This window comes from Sphingobium xenophagum, assembly GCF_031457465.1.
GTDB lineage: Bacteria > Pseudomonadota > Alphaproteobacteria > Sphingomonadales > Sphingomonadaceae > Sphingobium > Sphingobium xenophagum_A.
The window spans coordinates 1-24,669 of sequence record NZ_JAVDWV010000028.1 but is presented as its reverse complement, the minus strand read 5'-3'; the positions used below and the strand labels follow the sequence as shown (position 1 = coordinate 24,669).

The 24,669-nt window shown below is 60.9% G+C and carries 24 protein-coding genes and 4 pseudogenes; 18 read left to right on the top strand and 10 right to left on the bottom strand.

From position 1 onward, the window contains the following. Positions 1 to 247 precede the first annotated feature (247 nt). The 7 genes from J2W40_RS19455 (at position 248) to J2W40_RS19425 (ending at position 7,251) form a co-directional block, all read left to right on the top strand. Positions 248 to 1,333, top strand: coding sequence for an amidohydrolase family protein (locus tag J2W40_RS19455; protein WP_310227621.1), 1,086 nt, complete (start codon positions 248 to 250; stop codon positions 1,331 to 1,333). Between the two features lie 68 nt (positions 1,334 to 1,401). Then, on the top strand, positions 1,402 to 2,076 hold the full coding sequence (locus J2W40_RS19450) for a hypothetical protein (protein WP_310227620.1): 675 nt from the start codon (positions 1,402 to 1,404) through the stop codon (positions 2,074 to 2,076). A gap of 99 nt (positions 2,077 to 2,175) precedes the next feature. Next, the gene (locus J2W40_RS19445) at positions 2,176 to 3,723 is read left to right on the top strand and encodes an AMP-binding protein (protein ID WP_310227619.1); all 1,548 of its coding nucleotides are present in this window, start codon (positions 2,176 to 2,178) and stop codon (positions 3,721 to 3,723) included. 47 nt (positions 3,724 to 3,770) lie between these two features. After that, a complete protein-coding gene (locus tag J2W40_RS19440) occupies positions 3,771 to 5,081 on the top strand; it encodes a phenylacetate--CoA ligase family protein (RefSeq protein WP_310227618.1) in 1,311 nt (436 codons plus the stop codon). 4 nt (positions 5,082 to 5,085) lie between these two features. After that, complete coding sequence (locus J2W40_RS19435) at positions 5,086 to 6,000, top strand: NAD(P)-dependent oxidoreductase (RefSeq protein WP_310227617.1); 915 nt, start codon at positions 5,086 to 5,088, stop codon at positions 5,998 to 6,000. Then, positions 5,997 to 6,374: a carboxymuconolactone decarboxylase family protein gene (locus tag J2W40_RS19430; protein WP_310227616.1), complete on the top strand. Its 378-nt coding sequence runs from the start codon at positions 5,997 to 5,999 to the stop codon at positions 6,372 to 6,374. The genes J2W40_RS19435 and J2W40_RS19430 overlap by 4 nt, the downstream gene beginning before the upstream one ends. Positions 6,375 to 6,435: 61 nt before the next feature. Beyond that, positions 6,436 to 7,251 (top strand): enoyl-CoA hydratase-related protein, encoded by an 816-nt coding sequence (locus J2W40_RS19425; protein WP_310227615.1) that lies wholly within the window; start codon positions 6,436 to 6,438, stop codon positions 7,249 to 7,251. 11 nt (positions 7,252 to 7,262) lie between these two features. On the opposite strand, the gene J2W40_RS19420 is transcribed toward J2W40_RS19425, so the two are convergent. From J2W40_RS19420 to J2W40_RS19385, 8 genes and pseudogenes are all read right to left on the bottom strand, one after another. Further along, positions 7,263 to 8,639, bottom strand: coding sequence for a phosphotransferase (locus tag J2W40_RS19420; protein WP_310227614.1), 1,377 nt, complete (start codon positions 8,637 to 8,639; stop codon positions 7,263 to 7,265). A 56-nt stretch (positions 8,640 to 8,695) separates the two neighbouring features. Next, positions 8,696 to 9,001, bottom strand: coding sequence for a DUF4286 family protein (locus J2W40_RS19415; protein ID WP_310227613.1), 306 nt, complete (start codon positions 8,999 to 9,001; stop codon positions 8,696 to 8,698). Positions 9,002 to 9,115: 114 nt separating this feature from the next. Beyond that, the gene (locus J2W40_RS19410; RefSeq protein WP_310227612.1) at positions 9,116 to 9,538 is read right to left on the bottom strand and encodes a GlcG/HbpS family heme-binding protein; all 423 of its coding nucleotides are present in this window, start codon (positions 9,536 to 9,538) and stop codon (positions 9,116 to 9,118) included. Next, positions 9,535 to 10,848: a glycolate oxidase subunit GlcF gene (glcF, locus tag J2W40_RS19405; RefSeq protein ID WP_310227611.1), complete on the bottom strand. Its 1,314-nt coding sequence runs from the start codon at positions 10,846 to 10,848 to the stop codon at positions 9,535 to 9,537. The genes J2W40_RS19410 and glcF overlap by 4 nt, the downstream gene beginning before the upstream one ends. Further along, a complete protein-coding gene (locus J2W40_RS19400; protein ID WP_310227610.1) occupies positions 10,826 to 11,962 on the bottom strand; it encodes an FAD-binding protein in 1,137 nt (378 codons plus the stop codon). The genes glcF and J2W40_RS19400 overlap by 23 nt, the downstream gene beginning before the upstream one ends. Next, the gene (locus J2W40_RS19395; protein ID WP_310227609.1) at positions 11,962 to 13,455 is read right to left on the bottom strand and encodes an FAD-linked oxidase C-terminal domain-containing protein; all 1,494 of its coding nucleotides are present in this window, start codon (positions 13,453 to 13,455) and stop codon (positions 11,962 to 11,964) included. The genes J2W40_RS19400 and J2W40_RS19395 overlap by 1 nt, the downstream gene beginning before the upstream one ends. Before the next feature lie 171 nt (positions 13,456 to 13,626). After that, a complete protein-coding gene (locus J2W40_RS19390) occupies positions 13,627 to 13,977 on the bottom strand; it encodes a hypothetical protein (protein WP_310227608.1) in 351 nt (116 codons plus the stop codon). 2 nt (positions 13,978 to 13,979) lie between these two features. Further along, positions 13,980 to 14,171, bottom strand: a pseudogene (locus J2W40_RS19385) (IS256 family transposase); the annotation flags it as partial. On the opposite strand from J2W40_RS19385, the pseudogene J2W40_RS19380 reads away from it, so the two are divergent. Beyond that, positions 14,172 to 14,312, top strand: a pseudogene (locus J2W40_RS19380) (IS110 family transposase); the annotation flags it as partial. It abuts the pseudogene before it with no gap. A 1-nt stretch (position 14,313) separates the two neighbouring features. Beyond that, a pseudogene (locus J2W40_RS19375) lies at positions 14,314 to 15,432 on the top strand (IS256 family transposase); the annotation flags it as partial. 84 nt (positions 15,433 to 15,516) lie between these two features. Here J2W40_RS19375 and J2W40_RS19370 read toward each other — a convergent pair. Beyond that, positions 15,517 to 16,344: an SDR family NAD(P)-dependent oxidoreductase gene (locus J2W40_RS19370; protein ID WP_310227630.1), complete on the bottom strand. Its 828-nt coding sequence runs from the start codon at positions 16,342 to 16,344 to the stop codon at positions 15,517 to 15,519. Positions 16,345 to 16,525: 181 nt separating this feature from the next. Between J2W40_RS19370 and J2W40_RS19365 the strand changes: the two genes are divergently transcribed. The 5 genes from J2W40_RS19365 to J2W40_RS19345 all read left to right on the top strand — a co-directional run bounded on the left by J2W40_RS19365 (position 16,526) and on the right by J2W40_RS19345 (position 20,525). Then, positions 16,526 to 16,876, top strand: coding sequence for a nuclear transport factor 2 family protein (locus tag J2W40_RS19365; protein ID WP_310227607.1), 351 nt, complete (start codon positions 16,526 to 16,528; stop codon positions 16,874 to 16,876). Positions 16,877 to 16,926: 50 nt separating this feature from the next. After that, a complete protein-coding gene (locus tag J2W40_RS19360) occupies positions 16,927 to 17,763 on the top strand; it encodes an IS5 family transposase (protein ID WP_310227606.1) in 837 nt (278 codons plus the stop codon). A gap of 46 nt (positions 17,764 to 17,809) precedes the next feature. Continuing rightward, on the top strand, positions 17,810 to 17,935 hold the full coding sequence (locus tag J2W40_RS19355; RefSeq protein WP_310227605.1) for a hypothetical protein: 126 nt from the start codon (positions 17,810 to 17,812) through the stop codon (positions 17,933 to 17,935). A gap of 321 nt (positions 17,936 to 18,256) precedes the next feature. Then, positions 18,257 to 19,363, top strand: coding sequence for an amidohydrolase family protein (locus J2W40_RS19350; protein ID WP_409050408.1), 1,107 nt, complete (start codon positions 18,257 to 18,259; stop codon positions 19,361 to 19,363). Further along, the gene (locus tag J2W40_RS19345) at positions 19,353 to 20,525 is read left to right on the top strand and encodes an amidohydrolase family protein (RefSeq protein ID WP_310227603.1); all 1,173 of its coding nucleotides are present in this window, start codon (positions 19,353 to 19,355) and stop codon (positions 20,523 to 20,525) included. Before J2W40_RS19350 ends, J2W40_RS19345 begins: the two co-directional genes overlap by 11 nt. 22 nt (positions 20,526 to 20,547) lie before the next feature. Here J2W40_RS19345 and J2W40_RS19340 read toward each other — a convergent pair whose 3' ends face one another. After that, entirely contained in the window at positions 20,548 to 20,832 is a 285-nt protein-coding gene (locus J2W40_RS19340; RefSeq protein ID WP_310227602.1) for a hypothetical protein, read from the bottom strand. A gap of 210 nt (positions 20,833 to 21,042) precedes the next feature. Here J2W40_RS19340 and J2W40_RS20620 point away from each other — a divergent pair, with 210 nt between their 5' ends. From J2W40_RS20620 to J2W40_RS19325, 4 genes and pseudogenes are all read left to right on the top strand, one after another. Next, complete coding sequence (locus J2W40_RS20620; protein WP_409050409.1) at positions 21,043 to 21,132, top strand: transposase; 90 nt, start codon at positions 21,043 to 21,045, stop codon at positions 21,130 to 21,132. Positions 21,133 to 21,155: 23 nt separating this feature from the next. Beyond that, positions 21,156 to 22,658 carry an IS21 family transposase gene (gene istA / locus J2W40_RS19335; protein WP_409050407.1) on the top strand — a complete coding sequence of 501 codons (1,503 nt, stop codon included), beginning with the start codon at positions 21,156 to 21,158 and terminating at the stop codon, positions 22,656 to 22,658. Beyond that, complete coding sequence (gene istB, locus J2W40_RS19330) at positions 22,655 to 23,500, top strand: IS21-like element helper ATPase IstB (protein WP_019054274.1); 846 nt, start codon at positions 22,655 to 22,657, stop codon at positions 23,498 to 23,500. Before istA ends, istB begins: the two co-directional genes overlap by 4 nt. A 98-nt stretch (positions 23,501 to 23,598) precedes the next feature. Continuing rightward, positions 23,599 to 24,201 (top strand): annotated as a pseudogene (locus J2W40_RS19325) (IS91 family transposase); the annotation flags it as partial. Positions 24,202 to 24,669 lie beyond the last annotated feature (468 nt).

Genomic DNA, 24,669 nt, shown 5'->3' with positions numbered 1-24,669 from the left:
TTCCGTCATGTCGCGGAGCTGCCCGGCCGGCATTCCCCAGGAATGATCACCGTGCCGAACGGCAGCGAAACCACGCGAAACGGGACTGCATGACACAGGCGACCAGATAGCGAGAGAGGTGTCAACGAATCTACCTTGCGATCATTATAAGATCACAAGCGTGAACGGCGGAACCTTGACTCGCTGGGTGCGCACCTTCATACCGGACGCTTGTTAGAAACACTAAATCCCCGGGAGACCCCGAACCATGAAGCCCTACGTCTTCAGCTGCGATTCTCACGTCGTCGAACCTCGCTCGCTATGGGCCGACAAGCTGCCCGCGAGCATGAAGGACAGGGGGCTGATGCCGCGCAAAGACGAGAAGAACTTCTTCGTCGACGGCAACGGACAGGTGCTGCTCAAGATGCAGGTCGCTGACGGGGTTTCGGGCAACGAAAAAATTGGTCGCTACGAGATCGACTTGCGCATCAAGGACATGATCCGCGACGGTGTAGATGCCGAAGTGATCTATCCCACCGTAGGCCTCCTCACTTCTCGGCTTGGTGACCGCGAGCTCGAGATCGCTTCGTGCGAAATCTACAACGACTGGCTGCTAGACCACTTCAAGTCGCACCGCGACATCTTCGTGCCCGCCGCGATTCTGCCAATGTCGAGTATTGACGATGCTGCGAGCGAGTTGAAGCGTTGCGTCGACGCCGGTTACACCACTGCCATGATTCCGGGGCGCCTGCCCGCCAACGTAGCCGCCTACAATTCCGACGAATGGGATAAAGTGTGGTCTGTGGCCGAGGCGGCTGACATGCCGCTAATCCTACATTCGGGCACCGGCGGTGCGACGACGATGGAGCGCGGTATGGGCGCCGCTCTCATCAACTACATGCTGTCCGGTCGCGGTCCGATTGACGCGGTCACTTACCTGGTTGCGAGCGGCGCGCTCGACCGTCACCCCAAGTTGACGGTAGCGACTATGGAATGCGGCTCGTCATACCTCAACTATATCGCCGAGATCCTCGACGAGATCTACCCGGCGCACCTGCATTATGTCCGCCCCAAGCTCAGCCGCAAGCCAAGCGAAATCATCGCGCAGCAGGTCAAGGCCGCTTTCTCGCACGACCGCTCCGCCGTCGAGAACCGTCACGTTCTCGGCCACCAGACGCTGATGTTCGCGACCGACTATCCACATCTGGAGGGGTCGTTCCCCTACTCTCGCGAGGCAATCGCCGAGAATTTCCGCGACATCGACATTACGGAAAAGGAAAAGGCCGACATCCTGGGCTTGACGGCGGCTAAGCTGTTCAAGATCTCCGATCCCAAGGTGCTTACCGACGCCTGAGCGTCGCACAAAAAGCCGGTCGGGCAAATGTCGGCCGGCTGCACCTGCCACGAGATAGGAGAGGACGAGTGAGCGCAATCGAAAAGCCGATCATGGGGTCGCCCGCGGATGACAGCCTCATGATGATCGGCTGTATTCGCACCGTGCACGGGACGCGCAGTTATCCCGTCAGCTTTCGCGATGTCCATGCGGATTCGCGTTTTGGTATGACGGTGTTCGAACGCATGGGCGTGGGGGCCGGCTCGACCGTTCTGGTCACTTCCGGATCGTCGGAGTACGCGCATTTCTGGCCTTACCAGATCGCAGTTGCGGAACTGGAAGGCTGCGTAGCGATCGCCGAAAATTTCATCTTTGATGCCTCGCGTTCGGAAATGTTCATGCGTCGCCTGCCGATCAAGGTAGCGTTCGGCATCAGCGACGCGATCCTGAACGGGCTCGATTCGATGAATCTGGACGTCGTCAAGGCTTTCACGCCGACCGATGCGATCTGCGCGCGCGATGGTGCGGCCGACCGTCTGACCGCGCTGGGCTTCAAGCCTTGGCGGATGGTTTCGTTCGGTCCGGCTTACGGCTTCGTTTCACCCAAGGGGGAGACGTTCTACGACGACCGCGAATGGCTGCTCGAGGAAGCCGACGGCGAACTGCTGATTTCGGCCCGGACCGCGCGCGCGCTGCCGCTGGTACGGATGCCGACCGGAGTTCGCGGCACGGTGAACGAAGAACACCAGTTCACTCTTTCCTGAAGGCCCGCTTCCAGTCGGTGCAAGTCTCGCCCTGTTCCGCTGGCGCCCAAAAATATGCCGACGATCGGCATGCCCTGAATGTATGCGTTGGAGCAATCGATGTTCGATCCGATCCGGAACTTGTCTCTCTACTCTGTTCTCGAAGAACACGTCCGGTCCTATCCTGGCAAGATCGCCCATGCGATGGGCGCCCGCCGGTTTACCTTCGCCGATTTGCTGGAACGGGTCGACCGGCTGATCAATGCGCTCGACAAGGCGGGCGTGAAGTCAGGCGATCGCATTCTCTGGCTTGGCCAGAACTCCGACGGCATCATGGAACTGCTGATAGCCGCCTCGCAACTCAACGCCATGCTGTGCCCGACCAACTGGCGGCAGAGCCGCGCCGAACTGGCGGACCAGATCGACGATCTCGAACCGGCGGTCATCGTCTGGCAGGAACAGGAAGTTGGCAAGGAAATCGCCGCCGCCCGCGAACTCGCGGTATTTAAGGACGGCCTATGGCTGCTCCACGATGGTGAGGGCAAAGGATCGTACGAGGGCTTCATCGAGAGCGCCTCGCGCGACCGCAACGATCATCGCGAAGTCGATACTGCGCTCGGCGCACTCATCATTTACACCGCAGCGTTCGACGGGCGCCCCAATGGCGCGGTGCTTAGCCAGAACACGATCCTGCTCGAAAACCTGGTCCTCGCACCGACGATGCGGATCTCCAACCAGACTGTGTTCCTCGCGGTAGGACCGCTCTTCCATCTCGGCACACTGATGCAGTGCTTGACCGTGTTCCACATGGGCGGGACGAACGTGTTCGTTCGCCGCACAGACGCGATGTCGATTGCGCAGGCAATTGATGCCGAGAAGTGCACCAGAACTTGGCTCGTCGGCAAGACGATGGACGAGATCGTCGATCTCAACGCGGACGGGCGGTTCGAGCTAAAGAGCCTGCGCTCAGTCCCCCACACCGATGCCTGGAACGCGATGGTGACGGTGGAGCAGTTGGATACGCTTGTTCCGGGCTATGGGCAGACCGAAGTGATGGGGCTCGCTGTCCTGCCCTATTACGGATCGGGCACGACCGGCATCTTCGGTCGCCCCTCTCCACTGTGTCAGATGCGCATTGTCGACGAGGGCGACCGCGACGTCGAGCCAGGCGAAGTGGGCGAGATCGTGTTCCGCGGGCCGATTGTGATGAACGGCTACTGGAACCGACCCGAACTGAACGCGAAGCGGCATCGCGGCGGCTGGCACCACACCAACGACCTTGGCAAGCGGGAGGCCGACGGCAGCCTCTCGTTCATCGGTCCCAAGGTGCAGATGATCAAGTCGGGGGTCGAGAACATCTATCCGGCTGAGGTCGAGGCTTGCATCCGCAAGCACCCAGACGTTGCCGATTGTGCGATCATCGGCATTCCCGACGCCAAGTGGATTCAGTCTGTTAAGGCGATTGTCGCGCTGCGACCCGATGCCAAGGCGACCAGCCGCGACATCATCGAGCATTGCCGCGAACGCATTGCGTCGTACAAGAAACCATCTAGCGTCGAGTTTCGCGAATCCATCCCGCGCGGCGCGACCGGCGGCATCGACTATAAGGCCCTCGACGAAGCGTACGGCGGCGGCAACTATCCCGGCGGCACGACCCGTACGTCCTGAAGGATCGGCGGCTCGCAACCAGGCTTGAGAGGAATACGGTAGCAACCATGACCAAGGAACGTCCCTTTTTCGACCCCGAGATCGAGTGCATGTCGCGCGAAGAGATCGTCGAGCGGCAATGGCCGGCACTGAAGCGCGTGATCGAGCTTGCCTACGACAAGGCCGGGCTCGTGCGGAAGAAATGGGACGAGGCCGGCGTCAAGCCGTCCGACATCAACTCGCTCGAAGATTTCTCGCGCCTCGTGCCGTTCATCACCAAGGATGACATCCGCGACTATCGCACCGAAACCGGCGATCCGTTCGGCGGCATTCTGTGCGTACCGCGCTCAGAATTGCGCTCGATCACCGGCAGCTCCGGCACTACTGGCGACCCCACCTTCCTGGCGCGGCGCGACCTGCATGGGCCGCAGACAGATTCGCGGTTCGACCGTTCGTTCTGGGACCTGGGTATTCGTCCCGGCGACTATGCAGTTACGACCAATCCGACCATCCGAGGCTCGACGCTGGCCCCGCTGCTGCATTTCGGGCTGACCCCGATCTGTTTCGACCACTCGCCCGCCGAGATCGGGCGACTGGTAGAGGCTTGCCGCACCTATCGCCCTACCCTGATCATGGCGCTGTCTACGCCGCTGTTGATGGGCCTCGAACAGTTCGAGATCGACACCGCGATCGACCTCATCGAAGTCTTCTCAAGCTGCAAGGCGGTAATCTGGGGCGGCGAACCGCTCGGCCCGCGCGGCCGTTCGCTGACCGAGCGCTGGGGCATGAACGTCTATGAGGTGCTTTCGCTGGGCGATGCTACGATAACGCTAGGGTCGGCCAACCATTCGGGCGCCTATGCATGGGAGGATGAAGTCTTCGTCGAGCATATTGATCCCGATACCGGCCTGCCTGCCGAAGACGGCACGTTCGGCGAACTGGTTGCCACGCCCCTGCAGAATTTTGTCGACCCCCTGATCCGGTTCCGTAGCGAAGATCTCGTATGGCTGACGCGCGAGAAGAGCGAATCGGGCCGCACGCACGCCCGATTCAAGGTGCAGGGCCGCGCAGGCGACCAGATCGTCGTTGCGGGCAAGCAGCTTTTGCCGATCAGTATCTGGCCGACCATCGAATCTCAGCTCGAATCGAAGGCGGGCCTGTTCCAGATCGTGCGCCCGAATACGCCCGAGGATTTCTTACGCCTGCGGGTCGGCTATGCCGGCGAACCCAATTTGGCATCGCTCGAAGCGCGTTTGAAAGCCGAAATCCACAGGCAACTCGGTATCGATTCGAAGCTGGAACTAGTGCCGAACGACGAGCTCCTAAAGCTCGGTCCACCGCACAAGATCCCGCGCATTGTCAAGTTGCAGACGGCCTAACACCATGAGCGAGAAGTTTGGCTTTGTCGGTCTGGGCCAAATGGGCGCGCGCATGGCCACCCGGCTGGTAGCGGCGGGGCTCGACGTGGTCGTCCACGATCTCGATGAGGGGGCGGTGGCGCGCCTCGTAGCTAGTGGGGCGACTGCCGCGCAAAATGCAGCTCAGGTCGGGGACGCCTGCTCGATTGTATTGTGCAGCCTGCCGCGGCCAGAGATCGTACGCGCCGTCATCCTTGGCGTGGACGGTGTGGCGAGCGGTAGTGCGGTGCGGCTGGTGGTCGACCTGTCGACGACCGGTTCGGTCATGACCGAAAGCATCGCGGCCGCGCTTGCGGACAAGGGCGTTGCACTCGTCGATGCCCCGGTCAGCGGGGGCGTAGGCGCTGCCGAGGCCGGAACCCTGACCATTATGGTAGCGGGCGCGCCCGCAGCGCGCTCCCAAGCTGAAGACGCACTTCGCCACCTTGGCAGTAACATCTTCGTCATCGGCGATCGACCCGGGGTGGGGCAGAAGATGAAGTTGATTAACAACATGCTGTGCGCGGCGAACGCGGTCACGACTTTCGAGGCGCTCGTCGCGGGCGTGAAAGGTGGACTCGACGCCGCCAGGATGCTCGACGTCATCAACGTATCGAGCGGGCGCAGCTTCATCTCGGCCGACAAGGTTCCGCAATGCGTAATGCCGCGCACGTTCCCGCCGCGCTTTGCAACCGAACTTCTGCTCAAGGACATGAAGCTGGGCGTGGAAGAAGCCGGACAGGATGGGGCATCCTTGTGGATGCTGTCCGCTGCGCTCGATTTCCTCAAGACTGCCATCGCCGAGATGGACCCGGCGGACGACTATGCCGCACTGATCCGCTATTTCGAGCGACGCGCCGACGTCGAGGTCGGCCCGCCGCAGACAAGGGAGCCCACATGACCGACTTGCGAAATACCGGCCGCGGCATCATGCGCGAAGTCATCGGCGATGACTATTTTGACAAGCGCGAGGCATCGACCAACGCCTTCAACGCCGAGGCTCGCCGCCTGTCCGAGGAATATTGCTTCGGAGAGATCTGGTCGCGCCCGGGCCTTGACCGCAAGACGCGCAGTTTGCTCAGCATCACGACGATGATCGCGCTCAATCGCCAGCACGAATTGCGCATCCATGTCGGCACCGCGCTTAACAACGGGGCCACACCCGATGAGATTCGCGAAGTGCTGTTGCAGAGTATCATCTATTGCGGCCTTCCAGCAGGGCTCGAAGGCGTCCGCGTGGCCGAGGAAGTGCTCGCCTCGCGCGGGTTGCTCTGACCCGACCGAAGTGCAGGCTGTCCTGCCAGAACCTTACCTTACGCAAATAGGAGTTCCGCCCATGTCAGAGAACAATATTCGCACGGAATGGGCGCCGGGGCACGAAGGCGTGCTTGTCGTTACCATCGACAATGCACCCGCGAACGCGATGAAGCTGTCGATGTTCCGCGAGCTGCGCAACCTGTTCGAAGGCATTCGTGACACGCACGTCGCCGCGCGCTGCGTTATTCTGACCGCCGAGGGCAAGATATTCTGCGCCGGGGCCGATACGCGCGAACTGGCCGCGCGCACGACCGAAATGCAGGTTGCGCGGTCGGAAGTGTCGCGTTCATGTTTCGAAGCGATCCGCCGGTGTTCGCTTCCGGTCGTCGGCGCGGTCAACGGTCCGGCGGTGGGCGCCGGTGTCGTGCTGGCCGCGTGCTGTGATATCGTCCTGGCGTCCGAGAACGCGCATTTCTCGCTGACCGAAGTGCTGATCGGCGCGCTGGGCGGCACGCTTCACACGACCCGGCTCGTGCCCAACAAGCTGATGCGGTACATGGCGCTGACCGGGCAGCGGGTCGATGCGCATACCGTTGCGCGCTACGGCGGCATCCTCGAGGTGTTGAGCCGCGAGACACTGATGGATCGCGCGCTGGAAATCGCCGGCCAGATCGCGTCGCTCAGCCCTTACGGCGTGCAGTTGATGAAGGAATCGATCAACCTGACCGAGGAGCTTCCGCTGACCGAGGGCTACAGGATCGAGCAGCTCTATACGACGCTGGCCTCGAACCTGCCGGACGCCAAGGAAGCGGCTGCTTCGATGAGCGAGAAGCGCAAGCCGCAATGGTCGGGCCAGACCATATCGCTGCACCGCACCAACGAACCCGAGCGGTAACGCACCCCCCATTAGTCGCCCATCAGGTCCCGGATGCGCGGCAGCAGGCAATCGTCGAGGAACGGGCTGACATCGCCCGCGGCCACTTCCTCGGTAAACACCGGAAGGAGCATCCGGTTGCGTTCGTTGCGGCGGAAAAACACCTGCAACAGGCGCTCGTCGTATTCCGGGCCCGCTTGCGCGACGAACCTTTCCAGCGCTGAGTCTCCATCGGCAATTGTCGCCGGGCGCTCGCCGGTCATCTCTTCGATCTCGTCGAGGTTGGCCTTGTCGATGGCCCCACCGTACCGGTCGACGAGTTCGAGGTGCCCCGCAAGATTGCGGGCCATCGCGCGGCGATAACCATCGGCCGGATCGTCGGCCACAGGTATCGCGTCGATCGCCAGCTTCATGGATTCGACAGCATGCGAACGCGGCGACCTGACCGCTTCGGGCCACTGTGGCGCTATCAGATCGACGTCTAGAATGTCGGCCATCGCAGTCAGCGCCATGCGCGTTCCCGATACTTCCCAAACCAGCCAGTTTACCGCAGTGTCCAGCGGCATGGTGATCTGACGCGCGATGCACAAACTGGTCGAGATGCTGAGCACCATGACGTGGTAGTTGATGACGTTGTAGTCGAGCGGCCTCCCGGTCAGCCGGGCGTACTCGCGGAACATGTGGCCCATGTCATAGAGCGGTTCGAACACGTTGCGGATGCGCCAGCCGCCCAGGTCGGCAAGCGGGTCGTTGATGTGCCCGATCTCGAGATCGTAGATCGCCGACACCCGCCCCTGATTGACCAGGAACTGCCCTGAATCGAGAGTGACAAAACTGCGCTCGGTCCGGTGACGAGGCACATTAGCGTCCATCCACTTTAGGACGAATTCGACCAGCGGTTCGGGCCGTGATTTGAGCGAGCGGTAAAACGCGATATTCTTGCGGTGCTGGTTGTTTTGCAGGTCCTCAGGCACGGGGGGATTTTCCAGACCGCGTTCGGTGAACTTCGCAACGTCGATCTGATGCATGCGCGCCATGATTGCGACATAGTCATCGATAGCGCGTCGCTTTTCTGCGTCACTGACCAGGCCGCTCATCTGCCGATTACCTGGCACGAGGTCCATGACGATCGCCTGGGGATCCTCACACATGCCGTAGACGTGCGGCACAGGAATGCCGTTTTCCTCAAGAATTTCGAGGACATTAGCTTCATAAGAAAGCGGGAAGGAATAGCCCTCGCCCCGGTCGCCCCGCACATAAATCGGTTTAAGAGTGCCGCCCCTGCGCACCTGCGCGATCCATGATGGCCGCCAACGGCTTTCGCGTTCGAGGCTTTCGACCGTGCCGCCGACAAGCGCAGGCAAGGACTGGCGGACACGTTGTTCGAGGGGATCTTCGATTGCTTCCATTCGTCGCCTTCTTCTTTCATGGATGCGCCCGCCACGACGGTATGGCGCAACGCTGCTCAAGCCATTGGTCGCCACACCATGGCGGCAGCCGTCGTTTCGTCGAGCGCGTCGGTGATCGGCATCGCTTCGGTGCCAGCGCGCTGGCCAAGTTCGGCCATCACGCCGTCAATGTCGTCCGTCTGGATCTCGTAGATCGTCATGTAGCGGTGCGGACCTTCGCCGACGCAGGTCATGCGCTCGGCAGACAGGATTCCAGGGATCGCGCAGACGTCGCGAATATGCTGGTAGTCATACCAGGCATTGAACGCGTCGTCCTTGCCTTCTACCGAATTGGTGTAGGCCACCAACTTGTATTTCGTCATGAAATGTCCTCTGCCCGGGCGTCAGCGCGCTCAAGGGCAGAGGCTCACAGGTCGGTCGCGGGGTGTCAAACGCCCCGCCGAAACCTGCGTCATAAATCGCATATCTGAAGTGGCTCAGGCCGCCAGACCCGCCGCATTGATCCCGGCGAGGGCCGCAGCTTCGTCGTTGTCGCTGGTATCGCCGGTCACGCCGACCGCGCCTACGATCGTGCCTGACGCATCACGCACCAGCACGCCGCCGGCCGCCGGCACGATACCCGCAGGGTTGAGCCCAGCCGCAGCATTGATGAAGGTAGGCCGTTCGATCGACATTTCGCCGATCACGCGCGACGATACGCCCAGTGCCAGCGCGCCCGACGCCTTGGCGGTCGCGATCTGCGGACGCAGGTTCGACGATCCGTCCTCGCGCGCGAAGGCGATCATGTGCCCGCCCGCGTCCAGCACGACGACACTCAGCGGCTTGAGCGAGAGCGCACGTCCTTCCTTCAGCGTTCCGGCGACGATGGTCTGTGCCTGGGCGAGAGTAATGCTGGTCATTTCGTTTCTGCTCCTAATTGGATGTGATCGAGGCGTGCGGGGCGCGGCCCGCCGGTCGCCCAGTCGAGAAGTTCGACCGTATGAACAATGGGCATGTCAGAAAACCGCGCGATCTGCGTGGCGCAGCCGACATTGCCGGTTGCGACGACGTCCGCGTCCAGCCGGTCGAGATGCCCCCCCTTGCGCGCGCCGAGCGTATCGGCAATCTCGGACTGGAGGATATTGTACGTTCCCGCCGAACCACAGCACAAATGCGCCTCCGCTGGCACCTGCACGGTGTAACCCGCTTCGGCCAGCAACCGCTTGGGGGCGTCGGTGACTTTCTGGCCGTGCTGCAGTGAGCAGGCGGGATGGTAGGCAACAGTCACGCCTCGCACGGTAGCGGGCGGCAGGGCGATCGACGCGAGATATTCGGAAATGTCCATCGCCAGCTGGCTGACCCGTTCGGCCTTGGCGGCATAGGCGGGATCGTCGCGCAGCATGAAGCCGTAGTTCTTGATCGTGGTTCCGCAACCCGAGGCGGTGACGATGATCGCATCGAGGCCCCTGCCCTCGATCTCAACCATCCACGCATCGACGTTGCGGCGCGCAGCGACCAGTGCGTCGTCCTCCCGCCCCATGTGATGAACGAGAGCGCCGCAGCATCCCTCCCCAGGTGCGAAGATCACGTCGCGCCCGCAACGATTGAGCAGCCGCATCGCCGCGGCGCGGAATTCGGGCCGGAGCACCGGCTCGGCACACCCCTGCAGCAGCGCGATGCGTCCTTGCGCCGCCGGCACCAGCGCCGAATTCGCGCCGACCGGGGCGGGCGTGGTATTCGGCGCAAGATCCAGCATCGCGGCAAGCGGCTTCAAACCCGGCATGCCGCGCAACAAACTCCTAAACGGCTTGCCCAGCGGCGCAAGGACAAGCGCCATACGGAAACGCCGTTGGTGCGGCAGGATCTCGGCGAGAAGCTTGCGGAAGAGCTGCTCGCTTCGCGGTCTCTCGTAATGCTCGTGGATATAGGCTCGCGCGTGGTCGACGAGGTGCATGTAGTTGACCCCCGAAGGACAAGTCGTCATGCACGACAGGCACGACAGGCAGCGGTCCACGTGCTTGACAACTTCGGCTGTCGGCGCCTGCCGGTTCTCCAGCATCTCCTTCATCAGATATATGCGTCCGCGCGGGCTATCGAGTTCGTCGCCCATTAGCACGTAAGTCGGGCACGTCGCGGTGCAGAACCCACAGTGCACGCACTTGCGGATGACGGCCTCGGAAGCCTTCATCGCCGGGTCGGCGAGCGCCTCAGGCTGGAAGCGGGTTTGCATCGGCAACCTCTCCAAATCGACCGGTTGCAAAGACGCCGGACGGGTCGAAGGCCCGGCGAACGCGATCCTCGAGCATCGCTACGCCGGTCGCGCGCGGATGCATGGCAGGGATACGAGCGCGCATGTCGTCCGGCGCCGCGATCAGCGCCGCCTCGCCGCCCAGCGCGACGGCTTCCCGGCGCACGCGGTCGTCAGTGTGATCGACGGCGACCCAGACCAGCCCGCCGCCCCAGTCCATCGCCCAGCGCGAACCCAGCGGCTCGACCTTGCGGACCAATTCCGCCGCTTTGCGCGGCGGAAGATGCACCTTCCAGCGCACCGCGCCATAGAGGTCGCACCCGGTCATTGCGCGTTGCCACAACGGTGCCGCCTCGTCGGGCGACAGTCGATCGACCATGCAGTGTGCGGTCAGCACGCTGGGCAGGGCTTGGCAGCGCGCCGCGACCGACGGCGCGAACCCTGCCACGCGCAGCAGGACCTCGCCACTCTGCAGATGTGCCGCGGCGGACACGTCGGCATTGCTGCCAAGCGCGCAGGCCATCGCTGCATGCGCCGTTTCCACCGTCAGGCCACGCGCCACCATGGTCACTGTCTCGCGTGCACGCGGCAGAACCTTGAGCGTCAGTTCGGTCATCGCGCCAAGCCGACCCCACGAACCGGCCATCAACTTGGGCAAGTCGTAGCCGGTGACGTTCTTGACGACTTTGGCCCCAGCGATGAATTCGGTGCCGCGTCCGGAAATGGCCTTCAGCCCCAGCAGATGATCGCGCGCCGAACCGGCGGTCACGCGGCGCGAGCCGGCCACTCCAGCCGCCACCGTGCCTCCGATCGTCGCTCCTTCGTGGCCCCATGGTTCGAATGCAAGCATCTGCCCTTCGCCAGCAACCAGAGCCTCGATTTCAGCCAACGGCGTTCCGGGCAGGACGGTCAGGACGAGTTCGGCCGGATCGTAATCGACCACACCGGCAAGACCGCGCAGCGATACCTGCTCAGCATCACGTGGTGCGCCAAAGCTCGCCCGCGTCGCGCCGCCGCTCAGTTCAAGTCTTTTACCCCCTCCAGCAGCGCGGGCAACGATCTCGGCGAGATCGCTAGCATCTCTCGGCGTCAGCATCAGAACCTCGGCAGTTCGGGGTGCGGCAAGGCCCCGTGATGGACATGCATCCGGCCCAGTTCGGCGCAGCGGTGCAACGTCGGGAATACTTTGCCCGGATTGAGAAGCAGTTTGGGGTCGAACGCGCATTTTACACGCTGCTGTTGCTTTAGGTCCTCTTCGCTGAACATCTCGGGCATCAGGTCGCGCTTCTCGATCCCGACGCCGTGCTCACCGGTCAGCACGCCGCCAACCTCGACGCATAAGCGCAGGATGTCGTTGCCGAATTCTTCGGCGCGGTCGAGTTCGCCCGGAACGTTGGCATCGTAAAGGATGAGCGGATGGAGGTTGCCGTCGCCCGCGTGAAAAACGTTGGCCACGCCCAGCCCGTACTGCTGCGACAGTTCCTCCATCCGGCGCAGGACCTCGGGCAATCGGCGGCGCGGGATCGTGCCGTCCATGCAATAGTAATCAGGTGAGATGCGGCCGACTGCCGGGAACGCCGCCTTGCGTCCGGCCCAGAACGCGACTCGCTCCGCCTCGTCGCGCGAGATACGCGTGGTCACCGCCCCGTTGGCATCGGCAATGCGGACGATTTCCTCGATCAGGTGGTCGCATTCCGCTGCGGGGCCATCGACCTCAACAATCAGCAGCGCGCCGACGTCGAGCGGATAGCCGACATTGACGAACGCCTCTGCCGCATGGATCGCGGGGCGGTCCATCATTTCCATGCCGGCCGGAATGATCCCCTCGGCGATGATTTGCGCGACGCAGGCGCCAGCCTGCTCGGCATCGGGAAATCCGACGAGCACGGCGCGTGCCGTCTCGGGCTTGGGCAGGATGCGCACGGTCACCTCGGTCACGACGCCCAGCAGGCCTTCGGACCCGACGACGACGCCGAGCAGATCGAGCCCCGCCGGATCGAGATGCCGCCCGCCCAGCCGCACGACCTCGCCATCCATCAGCACCAGTTCGACGCCGAGGACGTTGTTGGTCGTCAGCCCGTACTTCAGGCAGTGCACCCCGCCAGAGTTTTCCGCGACGTTACCGCCGATCGAGCAGGCGATCTGGCTCGACGGATCGGGCGCGTAATAGAACCCGCGCCCTTCCACCGCCTGGGTAATGGCAAGGTTGGTCACACCCGGCTGAACCACGACCACGCGGTCCTCATAATCGATGTCGAGGACCTTCTTGAACTTGCCCATGCCGAGCAGCACAGCGTCGGCCAGCGGCAGGGCACCGCCAGACAGCGAAGTACCTGACCCGCGCGGCACAACCCGGACGCCTTCGCCCTGGCACCAGCGCAGGATCGCAGAGACCTGCTCCACGGTTTCGGGTAGCACAACCAGCATCGGCGGCTGACGATAGGCGGTCAGCCCGTCCGATTCCCAGGGTCTCAGTTCGTCAGCATCGGTTATCACGCCCTCACCCGGCACAATCGCCTGCATCGCCGCGACGATCCGATCCCGCTTGGCAAGCGTTTCCGCGTCGGGTGCGGGCATGGCGATGGACATGGCGCTGTATTCCCCTGGTCGAGTTCCGGTATTCCGAAATCCGGGCTCGGACTCCGCGATGGCTGCCCGACGCATAACGTCTTTCCAGCGGGAGTCTCAAACCAGCATTCCATCCGACGGAGACAAATCCACCGAAGGCTACCGGGCCTGCCGACACTTCGCAAAACCCGATCACACTTCGACAATGGCATCATGCCCGACGACCCGATTTACGGGAGGACCGCAACTACCGTGTAAGCGGAAGCTGGCAAGCACCTGCTTCCCTGTTATCATGTATATGATCGATAGTAACTGGTGATAGAGTCTCACCTGGATCCTTGAGTTGTCGCTTTTTGCATAGTTCGTGCCGGCTTTGACCTTTTTCACACGCCGGGAGACGGGAAATGGGCGCGGCGGGTTGTCAGCGAACGTGGAGCTGTTGGCATCAACCAGTTGCATTAATTGGGCCTGGATCGTGCCAAGGCTTTGCCACGGGGTCGCGTCCGTCAACGTTGTGTAATTGCGGCGGTGGTCGTGGGTCATCGTCAGGCGGCCTTGGCGGTGATGTGTAGGGCTGATTTTCCTCCTCAATCATAGGCCCGTTGAATTCGGCCATGCCTTCGATCTGCATGTAGCGGTGCTGGAGCTGCCACTCGTCATTCTGTTCGAGGAGCGCCGACGAGGCGGACAATGCTGTCCTCGTTGGGGAAGCTGCCGAAGACGTCGGCGCGACGCTTGAACGAACAATAAGGCGCCTGCTAATCGTCGGCGGCAGTTCGATGGTGCGTCAGGCTTGCCGGTTCGGTGCGCCAGCCGGATCATGGCTAGAGCGGATGCTCGTCTCGGTCGCGTTGGCGAACAAGATGGCACGTATGGTCCCTGAAGAAGGCATATGGCGAACGGGCGCTCAACGCGGAGATGGATCACCATCTTGGCCAGGAGGAGCAAGGGACCAACAGCCGGAACGGCTATGGCCGCAAGACGGTGACGACCGACAGTGGACGGATCGAGATCGAGGTGCCGCGGGATCGGGCGGGCAGTTTCGATCCACAGCTGATCGCCAAATATCAGCGCCGTTTCCCCGGCTTTGATGACAAGATCATCTCGATGTATGCGCGCGGCATGAGCACCCGGGAGATCACCGGACATCTGCGCGAACTGTATGGCATCGAGGCTTCACCCGACCTGATCAGCACGATCACTGACGCTGTGCGGGAGGAGGTCTCGGCCTGGCAGCAACGTCCGCTGGACCCAGCCTACCCGCTGGTTTTCTTCGATGCGATCCGGGTTAAGATCCGCGACGAGGGCATGGTTCGCAACAAGGCGATCCATATTGCCCTGGGCGTCATGGCCGACGGCACCAAGGTGGTCCTGGGCCTATGGCTGGAACAGAATGAAGGCGCCAAATTCTGGCTGCGCGTCATGAACGAACTGCGCAACCGCGGTGTCGAGGATATCATGCTGGCCGTCGTCGATGGCCTGAAGGGCTTTCCCGACGCCATCACCGCCGTCTTCCCCGAAGCGATGGTTCAAACATGCATCGTCCATGTGCTGCGGAACTCGATGGATTTCGTCGCGTGGAAAGACCGTAAGGCGCTCGGAACGGCGTTGAAGGCCATCTACCGTGCCGTCGATGGCGCGGCGGCCGAGGAAGCACTAACGGCCTTCAAAGCGAGCTTCTGGGGGCAGCGCTATCCTGCCATCGGCCAGAGCTGGCGTCGGGCATGGCCCGAGGTCATCCCATTTTTCGCCTTCCCCGACGAAGTCAGGCGGATCGTCTACACCACCAATGCCATCGAAGCCTTGAACTCCAAGCTTCGTCGCGCTGTTCGTGCGCGGGGCCATTTCCCCAATGATGAGGCGGCCACCAAGCTGCTCTATCTGATCTTGAACCGGTTGGAGAAAGAGTGGAAAATGCCGCCGCGCGAATGGAACATGGCAAAGGCGCAATTTGCTGTGCTCTTCGGCGAACGCTTCATCAAGGCCATGACGGCCTGATGGTCAACCGCCTCGCCGCACACGAAATTCCTGACAGTCCCGAGGACGCTAAACGGCACCACACCGAACTGATTGCATCCCGCACTATCGTACGAAGAAAACGGTCGGCGTGCCCATCGTCTCAGTCCAATCCCGAGGCGCTTTTCCATCCACGTCCACCACGCCATATTTCCGGCCTAGCTGAGCACCGATCAGCGTTTGTCCCGACAGCGCTTTGCGCTCCGGATCGTCGAGCAGTTCGGTGATCACCAATCCGGTGAATTCAGGCCGCTCCATCTCCGGAACAATGGTCTGCATTTCAAGCGGGAAGTCCTCGACCCTCAGGTCCCTGATATTATCGGACCGTATGATCCCTGGCCACAGCGATACGATCGACAGGTCAGTATCCTTTGCGTCGATGGCCATGTCGTGCACCATCTTATCCGTCCCGGCCTTCGCCGCGCCATAGGCCGGGCTGAAGTGGTAGCTCACTGCACCATAGAACGAAATGTTGACGATCAGCGAGCCGCCGGTCCGGATCATCAGCGGCGCCGCGAAGTAGGAAGCCACATAGTTTGACCTGAGCCCGATATTGATCATGTCAGCCAGCCCCAGATCCTTTTCCCAGAAGGGACCCGGACGGGTCAGTTCGGCCACATTTACAGCCGCCGCATTGTTGACAAGCAGGTCCAACCTCCCCTGCTCGCGCTCCACGCGATCAATCAGGGTCTGCACTTCGCCGTCATTGCCATGGTCGCAAGGAGCGATGAAGCCTCGACCCCCGGCGGCGTCAACCTCTCGCACCACTTCTTCAAGATCGTCGACCGTGCGCCCTGTCAAGTAGACAGTCATCCCTTTCCTCGCCAGTCCACGAGCGGTGCCCCTGCCAAGACCGCGACTTGCGCCCGTCACGATTGCAACCCTATCCACCATGCCGTTCTTCTTTTCTATCAAACGTTCCGACGACGAATAGTGTAAGCGTAACGCCGATGCTGCTCAAGCCGATTGACCCCTCGCGATGAGCGGTCGGGATTGGTGGCGATGCGTTGCCCACGGCCTATCGTCCGGATAATCTCGACCGCTGAAAAGACGGCTTTGCGGAAAAGGATTTGGTATGACATTGACACTCGAGGCACGAGTCAGAATTATCGAGGATCGCGAGGAAATCTCCCGTTTGCGGGTGAAATACACACTGTACAACGACGGCGGTTTCAACGGAATCACAACCCACCATGATATCGACGCACTGATGGAACTGTTCGCGCCCGATGCTATCTGGGAAGGCCCCGCGAGCACGCGAACCGCGCGCGGCAGTGACGAAATCAGGCAACTGATGATTGATTTCCAGACGACCCCTTTCGTAATTCACAACGTCATGAATCCCATTATCGACATCTACGGAGATACCGCGACAGGAAACTGGCACGCGATCATCGCACTTAGAGCCCGAACCGAGAGTTATTGAGCAATACCAGCATGTTGTGATTCACACCTCTTTGCGAAGAGATGGAGTGAATGGTGACATGGACTGGTATTGCCCGGCGCGAGCATAGCCGGGAGGGACTGCGATATCCATCGGATATGACGGACGCGGAGTGGGCGCTGACAGCGCCATTCGTTCCTCCGGCAAGGCGTGGAGGCCGACCTCGAACGGCAGACATGCGCGAAGTCCTGAACGCGATGCTGTATGTTGCCGTGAGCGGGTGCGCGTGGCGACTTTTGCCCAAATGCTTTCCTCCGGTGTCAACTGTGCGGCGTTACTTCTACGCCTGGCGCAATGCCGGTCTGTTCGCAGCCATCAACACCGTGCTGGTCATGAACCTGCGGGAAATCGAAGGACGGGAGGCCTCGCCCAGTGCTGGAGTGATCGATAGCCAGTCGGTGAAGACCACGGAAAGTGGCGGAGTATCGGGCTTTGACGCGGGTAAGAAGGTCAAAGGCCGCAAACGGCACATCCTGACCGACACCTACGGTTTTCTGATCTTCATCCTCGTCCACACTGCTGATATCCAGGACCGTGATGGGGCCGTAGATGTGCTGGCCGCTGTTCGTACGCGGTTCCCATGGTTGCGCCACGTGTTCGCCGATGGCGGCTGTGCAGGCGATAAATTACGCTCCGCCCTCGTCGGCATGGGGAAGTGGACAATCCACATCATCAAGCGCTCGGACAGCGCCAAAGGCTTCGAAGTGCTCCCCCGACGATGGGTAGTTGAACGCACTTTCGCATGGCTCGGCCGCTGCCGACGGCTCGCCAAGGACTGGGAAAAGTCCATCGCATCTTCAACCGCTTGGGCACTGATCGCTTCAATCCGCATGCTCACGCGCAGAACCGCAAGATATTGCTTCGCTTGAGAAACTTCTGAATCAGGCACTTAGCCACGCGGGGCAGGCCGTCTGGATGCTAGGTAATTACGAAGAGGAATATGTGCGGCTGGACGGTAAATGGAAGTTCAAGCGCGTGCATTTTGTGTCTGCTGTGGAAGCACCGTACGAAGAAGGCTGGGGTAAATTGGTCGCACAGTGATGCACGCCGCCTGCATATGGCGGCTTGAGCCGGATGCGTTAGTGACCCAAAGCTAAGACAGTCGCTTTGATCAGGCCGTTTTTGCCCGAAATAGTTGGCCGCTCGGTTGCGCCCGCCGATGCGGGATGATGTAATTTCCATCTATCAATTGTTAGAAATAATATTGCGAATTGACCGATATCAAATTTCGTGCCGGGCACGCATGATAGTCAGCGAGGATCAAGCCAGTCGGAGATACAGACAATGATCGCTGCTCCTCGCCCCTTCGTTTTCAGCTGTGATGCGCACATAGCGGAGCCATCCGATCTTTGGACTGCCCGGATGCCAGAGCATCTGTCGCAATTTGCAATCACCCTGACGACCGAGGATAATCGTCGCATCTACCGGGTCGGCGATCGTGTAATAATGCGCTTTTTGCCCGACTTTCCTGCGCACAAGACGGGTAAGACGGACGACGAGTTCTACGCCCAGTCGACCAGCGTGGACGACACAAAGCGCCGGGGCTTTCGCGATCTTTCGTTACGCGCAGCAGACATGGATCGCGATGGCGTCGATGCCGAACTCTGCTTCCCGACGGTTGGCCTGCTGATCGCCCGCATCGGTGATCGCGAGGGCGAGCGCGCTGCTGCGCAAATCTGGAACGACTGGGCTTGGGAATACACCCAACCCCTGCGTGATCGCTTGATCCCCGCTGCTATCATTCCGTCGCACGATTTCGATGACGCGCTAGCCGAGTGCAAACGCACAGCGGCCATGGGCTTTGCGGCGTTCGCGATTTTCGAAGGACTCAACAACTACAACGATCCTCGCTGGGATCCGATCTTCGCTTTCGCTGGCGAGGCAGGTATTCCCATCGCCTTCCACACCGGCTTCGGCGACATTCCCTTGCGCCCGATAAGCGGGCCCGGCGGCGCTGTTTACAACTACACGCGGCAAATGAATGACGCAGTCGACATCATCGCTCAACTCGTGGGAGGCGGTGTACTCGAACGCAATCCAAACACGCACATCGTCTTTGCCGAGCACAGTGCCGGCTGGCTGTGGAGCCTCGCTGAACGCATGGATGAGGTCTACATCGGCCATTCCAACAGCGTCGAACCGAAGCTGTCCCGGATGCCGAGCGAAATTGTTCGCAACCAAGTCCACAGCGCCTTCCAGAACGACGGGGACTCGACCATGGCGATCCGCAAGGGGTTGGGAACCTCGGCACTGATGTTCGCTACGGATTATCCGCATTCTGAGGGAACATTTCCATTCACGAGCGATGTCATAAGTCGCCTGCGTTCGAACAATCCCGATGTCACCCCGGAAGAACTTGTCGAAGTGCTGGGAGGAAACGCGGCAAGGCTATTCACCCGGGCAAATCTGCAAACGCAATTCGACAAGCGGCGCGCCAAATTCCTCGCTGCCGTGCCGATTGCCTCATGATCGACAACTTCATTTCTGCAAACGGTCCGACGCGATAAGGAGATCTGAAATGCCGCTGCAAGAACTGCTTCGCCCTATTCCGCCCACACGCGAACTACCCGCCGAGAAATGGATGCCGCCTGCCGGTGTGCGTATTATTTCCACCGATGACCATAATTTGGAGGCGCTTCATTTATGGGAAGATCGCATGCCCGCCAAATGGCAAGCCCGCGCGCCCAAGCTTTATCGAGACGAAACCGGCGCGCTGCGCTTCGAAGCGGAAGGCAGATCGCTCATACCGCAAGGCGTCGATGAGGGGGTATCCTCCGGCCTTCCAGGTTACTGGGATCTTGACGAAAAGATCAAGTCGATGGACGCAGAAGGCGTCGACATCAGCTTCCTGTTCCATGGTATCACACAAGGACTTAATACTCTTGAGGACAAGGAACTTTACTGGGCATGCATCGACACCTACAATGAATGGCTGATTGATTATTGCAAAGGCCATCTGGATCGCCTTGTACCTATCGCCATCCTGCCTGCCTTCCTGAAGCCCGAAGCGGCGCACGACTATGTTGCCAAGATAAAGCAACTTGGCTTCAACGCTCTCCAGATGCCTGCCTTCCCGCGCGGAGTCCGCTACAACAGCAGGAGCATGGACCCGTTGTGGACAGCAATCGAGGCTTCCGGCATTCCGCTAATGTTCCATGTTGGTCCCTATATCGAATTTGTCGGCAACGGATCGGTCGGTGCGAATATTACCCGCAATCTGGCTCCGTACCGTGGCCTTCTGGGCGCGCTCACCTTCTCAGGCGTGTTCGACCGGCATCCGGAACTCAAGGTGGTGTTTTGCGAAGGTGGGGCGACCTGGGTTGCTCAAGCGATCGCCGATATGGATTATGTCGTCCAGACCTATCACACTGAATTAAAACCCAAGCTGGGCTTGATGCCGTCCGAATACTGGCACCGCCAGTGCGCCGCCTCCTTCATCGTCGACACGGCCGCTCTTCGCTTGGTCGATATTATCGGTGAGGACAATATCATGTGGGGTGCCGATTATCCCCATGCCGAAGGCACCTGGGGCTATACCAACGAGATGCTTATGGGCATGTATGAGCAGCTTGGCCCAATTGCCGGAGCCAAATTTCTGAGCGGCAATGCTGCGCGCCTGTGGAACCTGTAAGCTCGACTTTGTACGTTTTTGATCAGGTCCAGGTCCAGAAGATGCTGTTGGTTGCGACGTGGTCGAGGGCCTGATCGAGGGGTAGGAGGCATCCGCCCATGTCGTCGATATCGTCCCATTTTCGTCGATGCGACCAATAGGCGATCCTGACTTCGTCACCTGTGCCAGTTGGCTTGAGGCGCGCGATCGGCGCCTCATTTGTGAGCAGGTAGAGGTGGTAAGCGCCTTTCTCCTCATACCAGCCTACGCCGCCGCCATTGGCTGCGTCAAATGCTTCAATGCGCGCTGCGATTTCGTCTTCTTCCATGGCGCGACCGTAGCTTCCTTCAGGTCAGAGCGCATCTGATTCACCTCGCCGCATCGCTCCAGCCATTGTCTTGCAACCCGTGCTGGTCGCGATTCGAAGCATGGGATGCTTCATCATTCCAAGGCCGCTGTCGGCGATCCCGTTCCTGACGTGCTCCCCTGGAATGTGACCGATTTTGAGTGGAGTCCGCCTCGAAGGAGTCGGACGATAATGAAGCGCAGCAGGTTCAGCGAAGAGCAGATCATCGCGATTTTGAAGGAGCAGGAAGCCGGGCGGCCGGTCAGGTATTCAAAGGCATAACTTCGCGAGAGGGGATGTCGTTCATGCCGGGCCGCCACGTCAACGATCATCAGATGAGGCTCTACATGAAGCTCCGACATACCCATGCCGTTCCGATCGCCGCCGCCAAGGCCAGTATCAGCACAGCGACCGCATATCGCATCGAGGGAGATCCTCGGCTTCCCTCGCAAAGGCAGGACCAGCGAGAGCGGCGACGCCCGGACCCGTTAGCCGGGATTTTCGACGAGGATGTGGTCCCCATGCTCCAGGCTGCGCCTGGTTTGCGGTCAGTGGCAATTTTCGAGGAGATATGTCGCCGTCACCCTGAGCTTGATGGGCGCATTCGGCGCACGTTGGAGCGAAGGATCCGAACATGGCGGGCGATCCATGGTCCCGAGCAGGAAGAGATCTTCCGGCAGGTGCATGAGCCGGGACGGCTTGGCCTGTCGGACTTCACCGAGATGAACGATGAGCACGTAACGATCGTCGGCGTGCCGCTCGATCATCGCCTCTACCATTTTCGGCTGATATGGTCGGGCTTCGAACACGTCCATGTCATTCTGGGCGGCGAGAGCTATGTCGCGCTTGCAGAAGGGTTGCAAAACGCCCTGTGGGCGGTCGGCGGTGCCCCGGTTGAGCATCGCAGCGATAGCCTGTCGGCCGCGTTTCGCAACTTGGACGCTGATGCCCGGCAAGATCTGACGCTGCGATATGACGCGCTGTGCGAACATTATGGCATGACGCCGACGCGCAACAACCGCGGCGTTGCCCATGAGAATGGCGGGATCGAGAGCCCGCACGGGCATTTGAAGGCAGCAATAAAGGACGCGCTGCTGATGCGTGGTTCGCGAGACTTCGATGACCTGGCGAGTTACCGGCACTTCATCGACGAAGTCGTCAGCCGCAAGAACCGGCGCAACGGCCCACGCATAGACGCCGAGCGTGCGGTATTGCAGCCCCTGCCTGGCGCGCGCACCAGCGATTATGAAGAGACGATCGTCACGGTCACCTCGACCAGCAGCTTCACGCTTCGTAAGGTGTTCTATACCGTGCCCTCACGGCTGATCGGGCATCGGCTGCGCGTTCGGCTTTACGATGATCGCCTCGATCTGTTCATCGGCGGCACTCACCTGATGACATTGGCGCGGGGGCGGTCGTTCAATAACGGCTCCCACGGCCATGTGGTCGATTATAGGCACGTCATCCATAGCCTGCGGCGCAAACCCATGGCGCTCCTGAAGTTGGTGTATCGTGACCAGCTCTTCCCAAGGGAGCCTTATCGTCAGACCTTCGACCGGCTCATCGCCGCGTTGCCCGAACGGATCGCTTGCCGGCAGATGGTAGAGCTATTGGCAATGGCGCACGAAAGGGCCTGCGAAGCCGAACTCGCGGAACTGCTGGCAGCCGACGTGGCTGCTAACCGTCTCCCCGAGATGGATGCCTTGCGAATACGCTTCGCTCCCGATCCGGCGGCGCTTCCCGACGTGGTGGTGGAACTGGTCCCCCTTGTCACCTATGATGTTCTCCTGGCGGGAGAAGCCGCATGAGCCGGAACGCACCCGCTATCGACGCCCAGCGTCTGAGCCTCATCCTCAACGACCTGCGCCTGCCAGCAATCAAACTGATCTGGCCCGACTTTACCACGCGGGCAGACAAGGAAGGCTGGCCTGGCGCCCGTCTGCTTGCGGCGCTCGCCGAGCATGAGATCGCAGAACGCGACCGACGCCGGATCGAAAGGCATCTGGGCGAAGCCCGCCTGCCACCCGGCAAGACTCTCGACAGCTTCGCCTTCGATGCAGTGCCAATGATCTCCCGCGCCCGGGTGACGGCGCTGTGTTCTGGTGATGGCTGGCTCGAAAAAGGCGCCAACCTCATCTTCTTTGGTCCACCGGGTGGGGGTAAAACCCATCTGGCAGCCGCAATCGGCCTTGCGTTGATCGAAAATGGCTGGCGCGTTCTGTTTACCCGCACCTCCGATCTGGTCCAGAAACTTCAGGTTGCCCGCCGTGAACTGGCGCTCGAAGCCGCGATAGCCAAACTCGACAAATATCATCTGCTGATCCTCGATGACCTCGCCTACGTGACCAAGGATCAGGCTGAAACGTCCGTCCTGTTCGAGTTGATCAGCGCACGGTACGAACGGCGTTCCACGCTCATCACCGCCAATCAGCCTTTTGGTGAATGGAACCGGGTCTTCCCCGATCCCGCCATGACGCTCGCCGCCGTGGATCGCCTCGTTCACCACGCGACAATCTTCGAGATGAATGTCGAGAGCTACCGTCGGCGCTCGGCGATCCAGCGACAATCACGCGCTGGTCGGCCACCGACCTTCGCGACAATCAAGTCCAACGAGGAAATGTCGCGCAGCGACAATCAAACCTGCGAATAGCCTTGCCAGCGTCAATCAAAGCAGGCACCACATGAAAACTGCGACGATCAGTTCTCATCCTGATTGACGGAAACTTCTCATCCAGATCGCCGCGCCATAGACTATTGCTCGAAAGGCTCCAAGCGGCACATGCAGCCAGGCGCCTACGCTTCTCCGGCAAGCTGGATGAGTTAGATGACGCCGATATCTTTGCCGAAGCGATCGCCAAGCTGCGGCGCAAAAACTGGATCGTCTATGCCAAGCCGCCGTTCGGATCGCCCGAACATGTCTTGGCCTATCTCGGCCGCTACACACACCGGGTCGCCATCGCCAACAGTCGCCTCGTCAGCGCTGACGAGACCAGGGTAACCTTCCGCTGGCGTGATTACCGGCGTGGCAACGCGCCCAGGTTGATGTCGCTTCATCCGCACGAGTTCATTCGTCTCTTCCTCATCCACAGCCTGCCAGACGGCTTTCATCGCATTCGCCACTATGGGTTCCTCGCTAACGGCTGCCGCCGGGCACGGCTCGCCACCATACGGCAGATACTGATCCCGACGGAGCCGATTGCGACCGCCGCGGCCGAGGTCAGCGAGCCCCCCAGGCTGCTCCCGCACTTTGATCCAACCCAGTGTCCATGCTGTGGCGGCATTCTACGTGTCACCGCCACACTGCCGCGATGGCGCACCAGGCAACCCAGACCATGGCCCGATACGTCATGACCACAGCATTTCGATCGAACATACGTGAAAGCAGCGCCGCATTTGCGCCGACGGTCCCCTATATCTGCCATCTTGCAAACCCACTGGTAGCGCAGCTGTGCCAACCTGGAGCCCGCGCAAATATCAGTTTCGCGCGTCGATTACATCGACCTATGCCGCCAATACGGCATTATTCTCTCGATCACGTTGGCTTTGGTTCGTCCAGAACCGCTTGCCCACAACCAATGCCGCGGCACTAATCCCATAGGTCGCGCGCGCGTCAGCGGGCTCGTTCAATCCGGCTTCAATGAGATCGCGCCGCACCATGACGCCAGCGTTGCGCCGCGCGACATCACAGAATCCTCCAGATTCCCCTGTTGGCTAGATCGTGATTCATATGTGGACGCCCCCTATGGCAAGGGCTTTCTGTCGGGACGGGTTTGATCGGTTGCTTTCATATGTCCGGCCTATTTGTGCGGGCGTGATTTG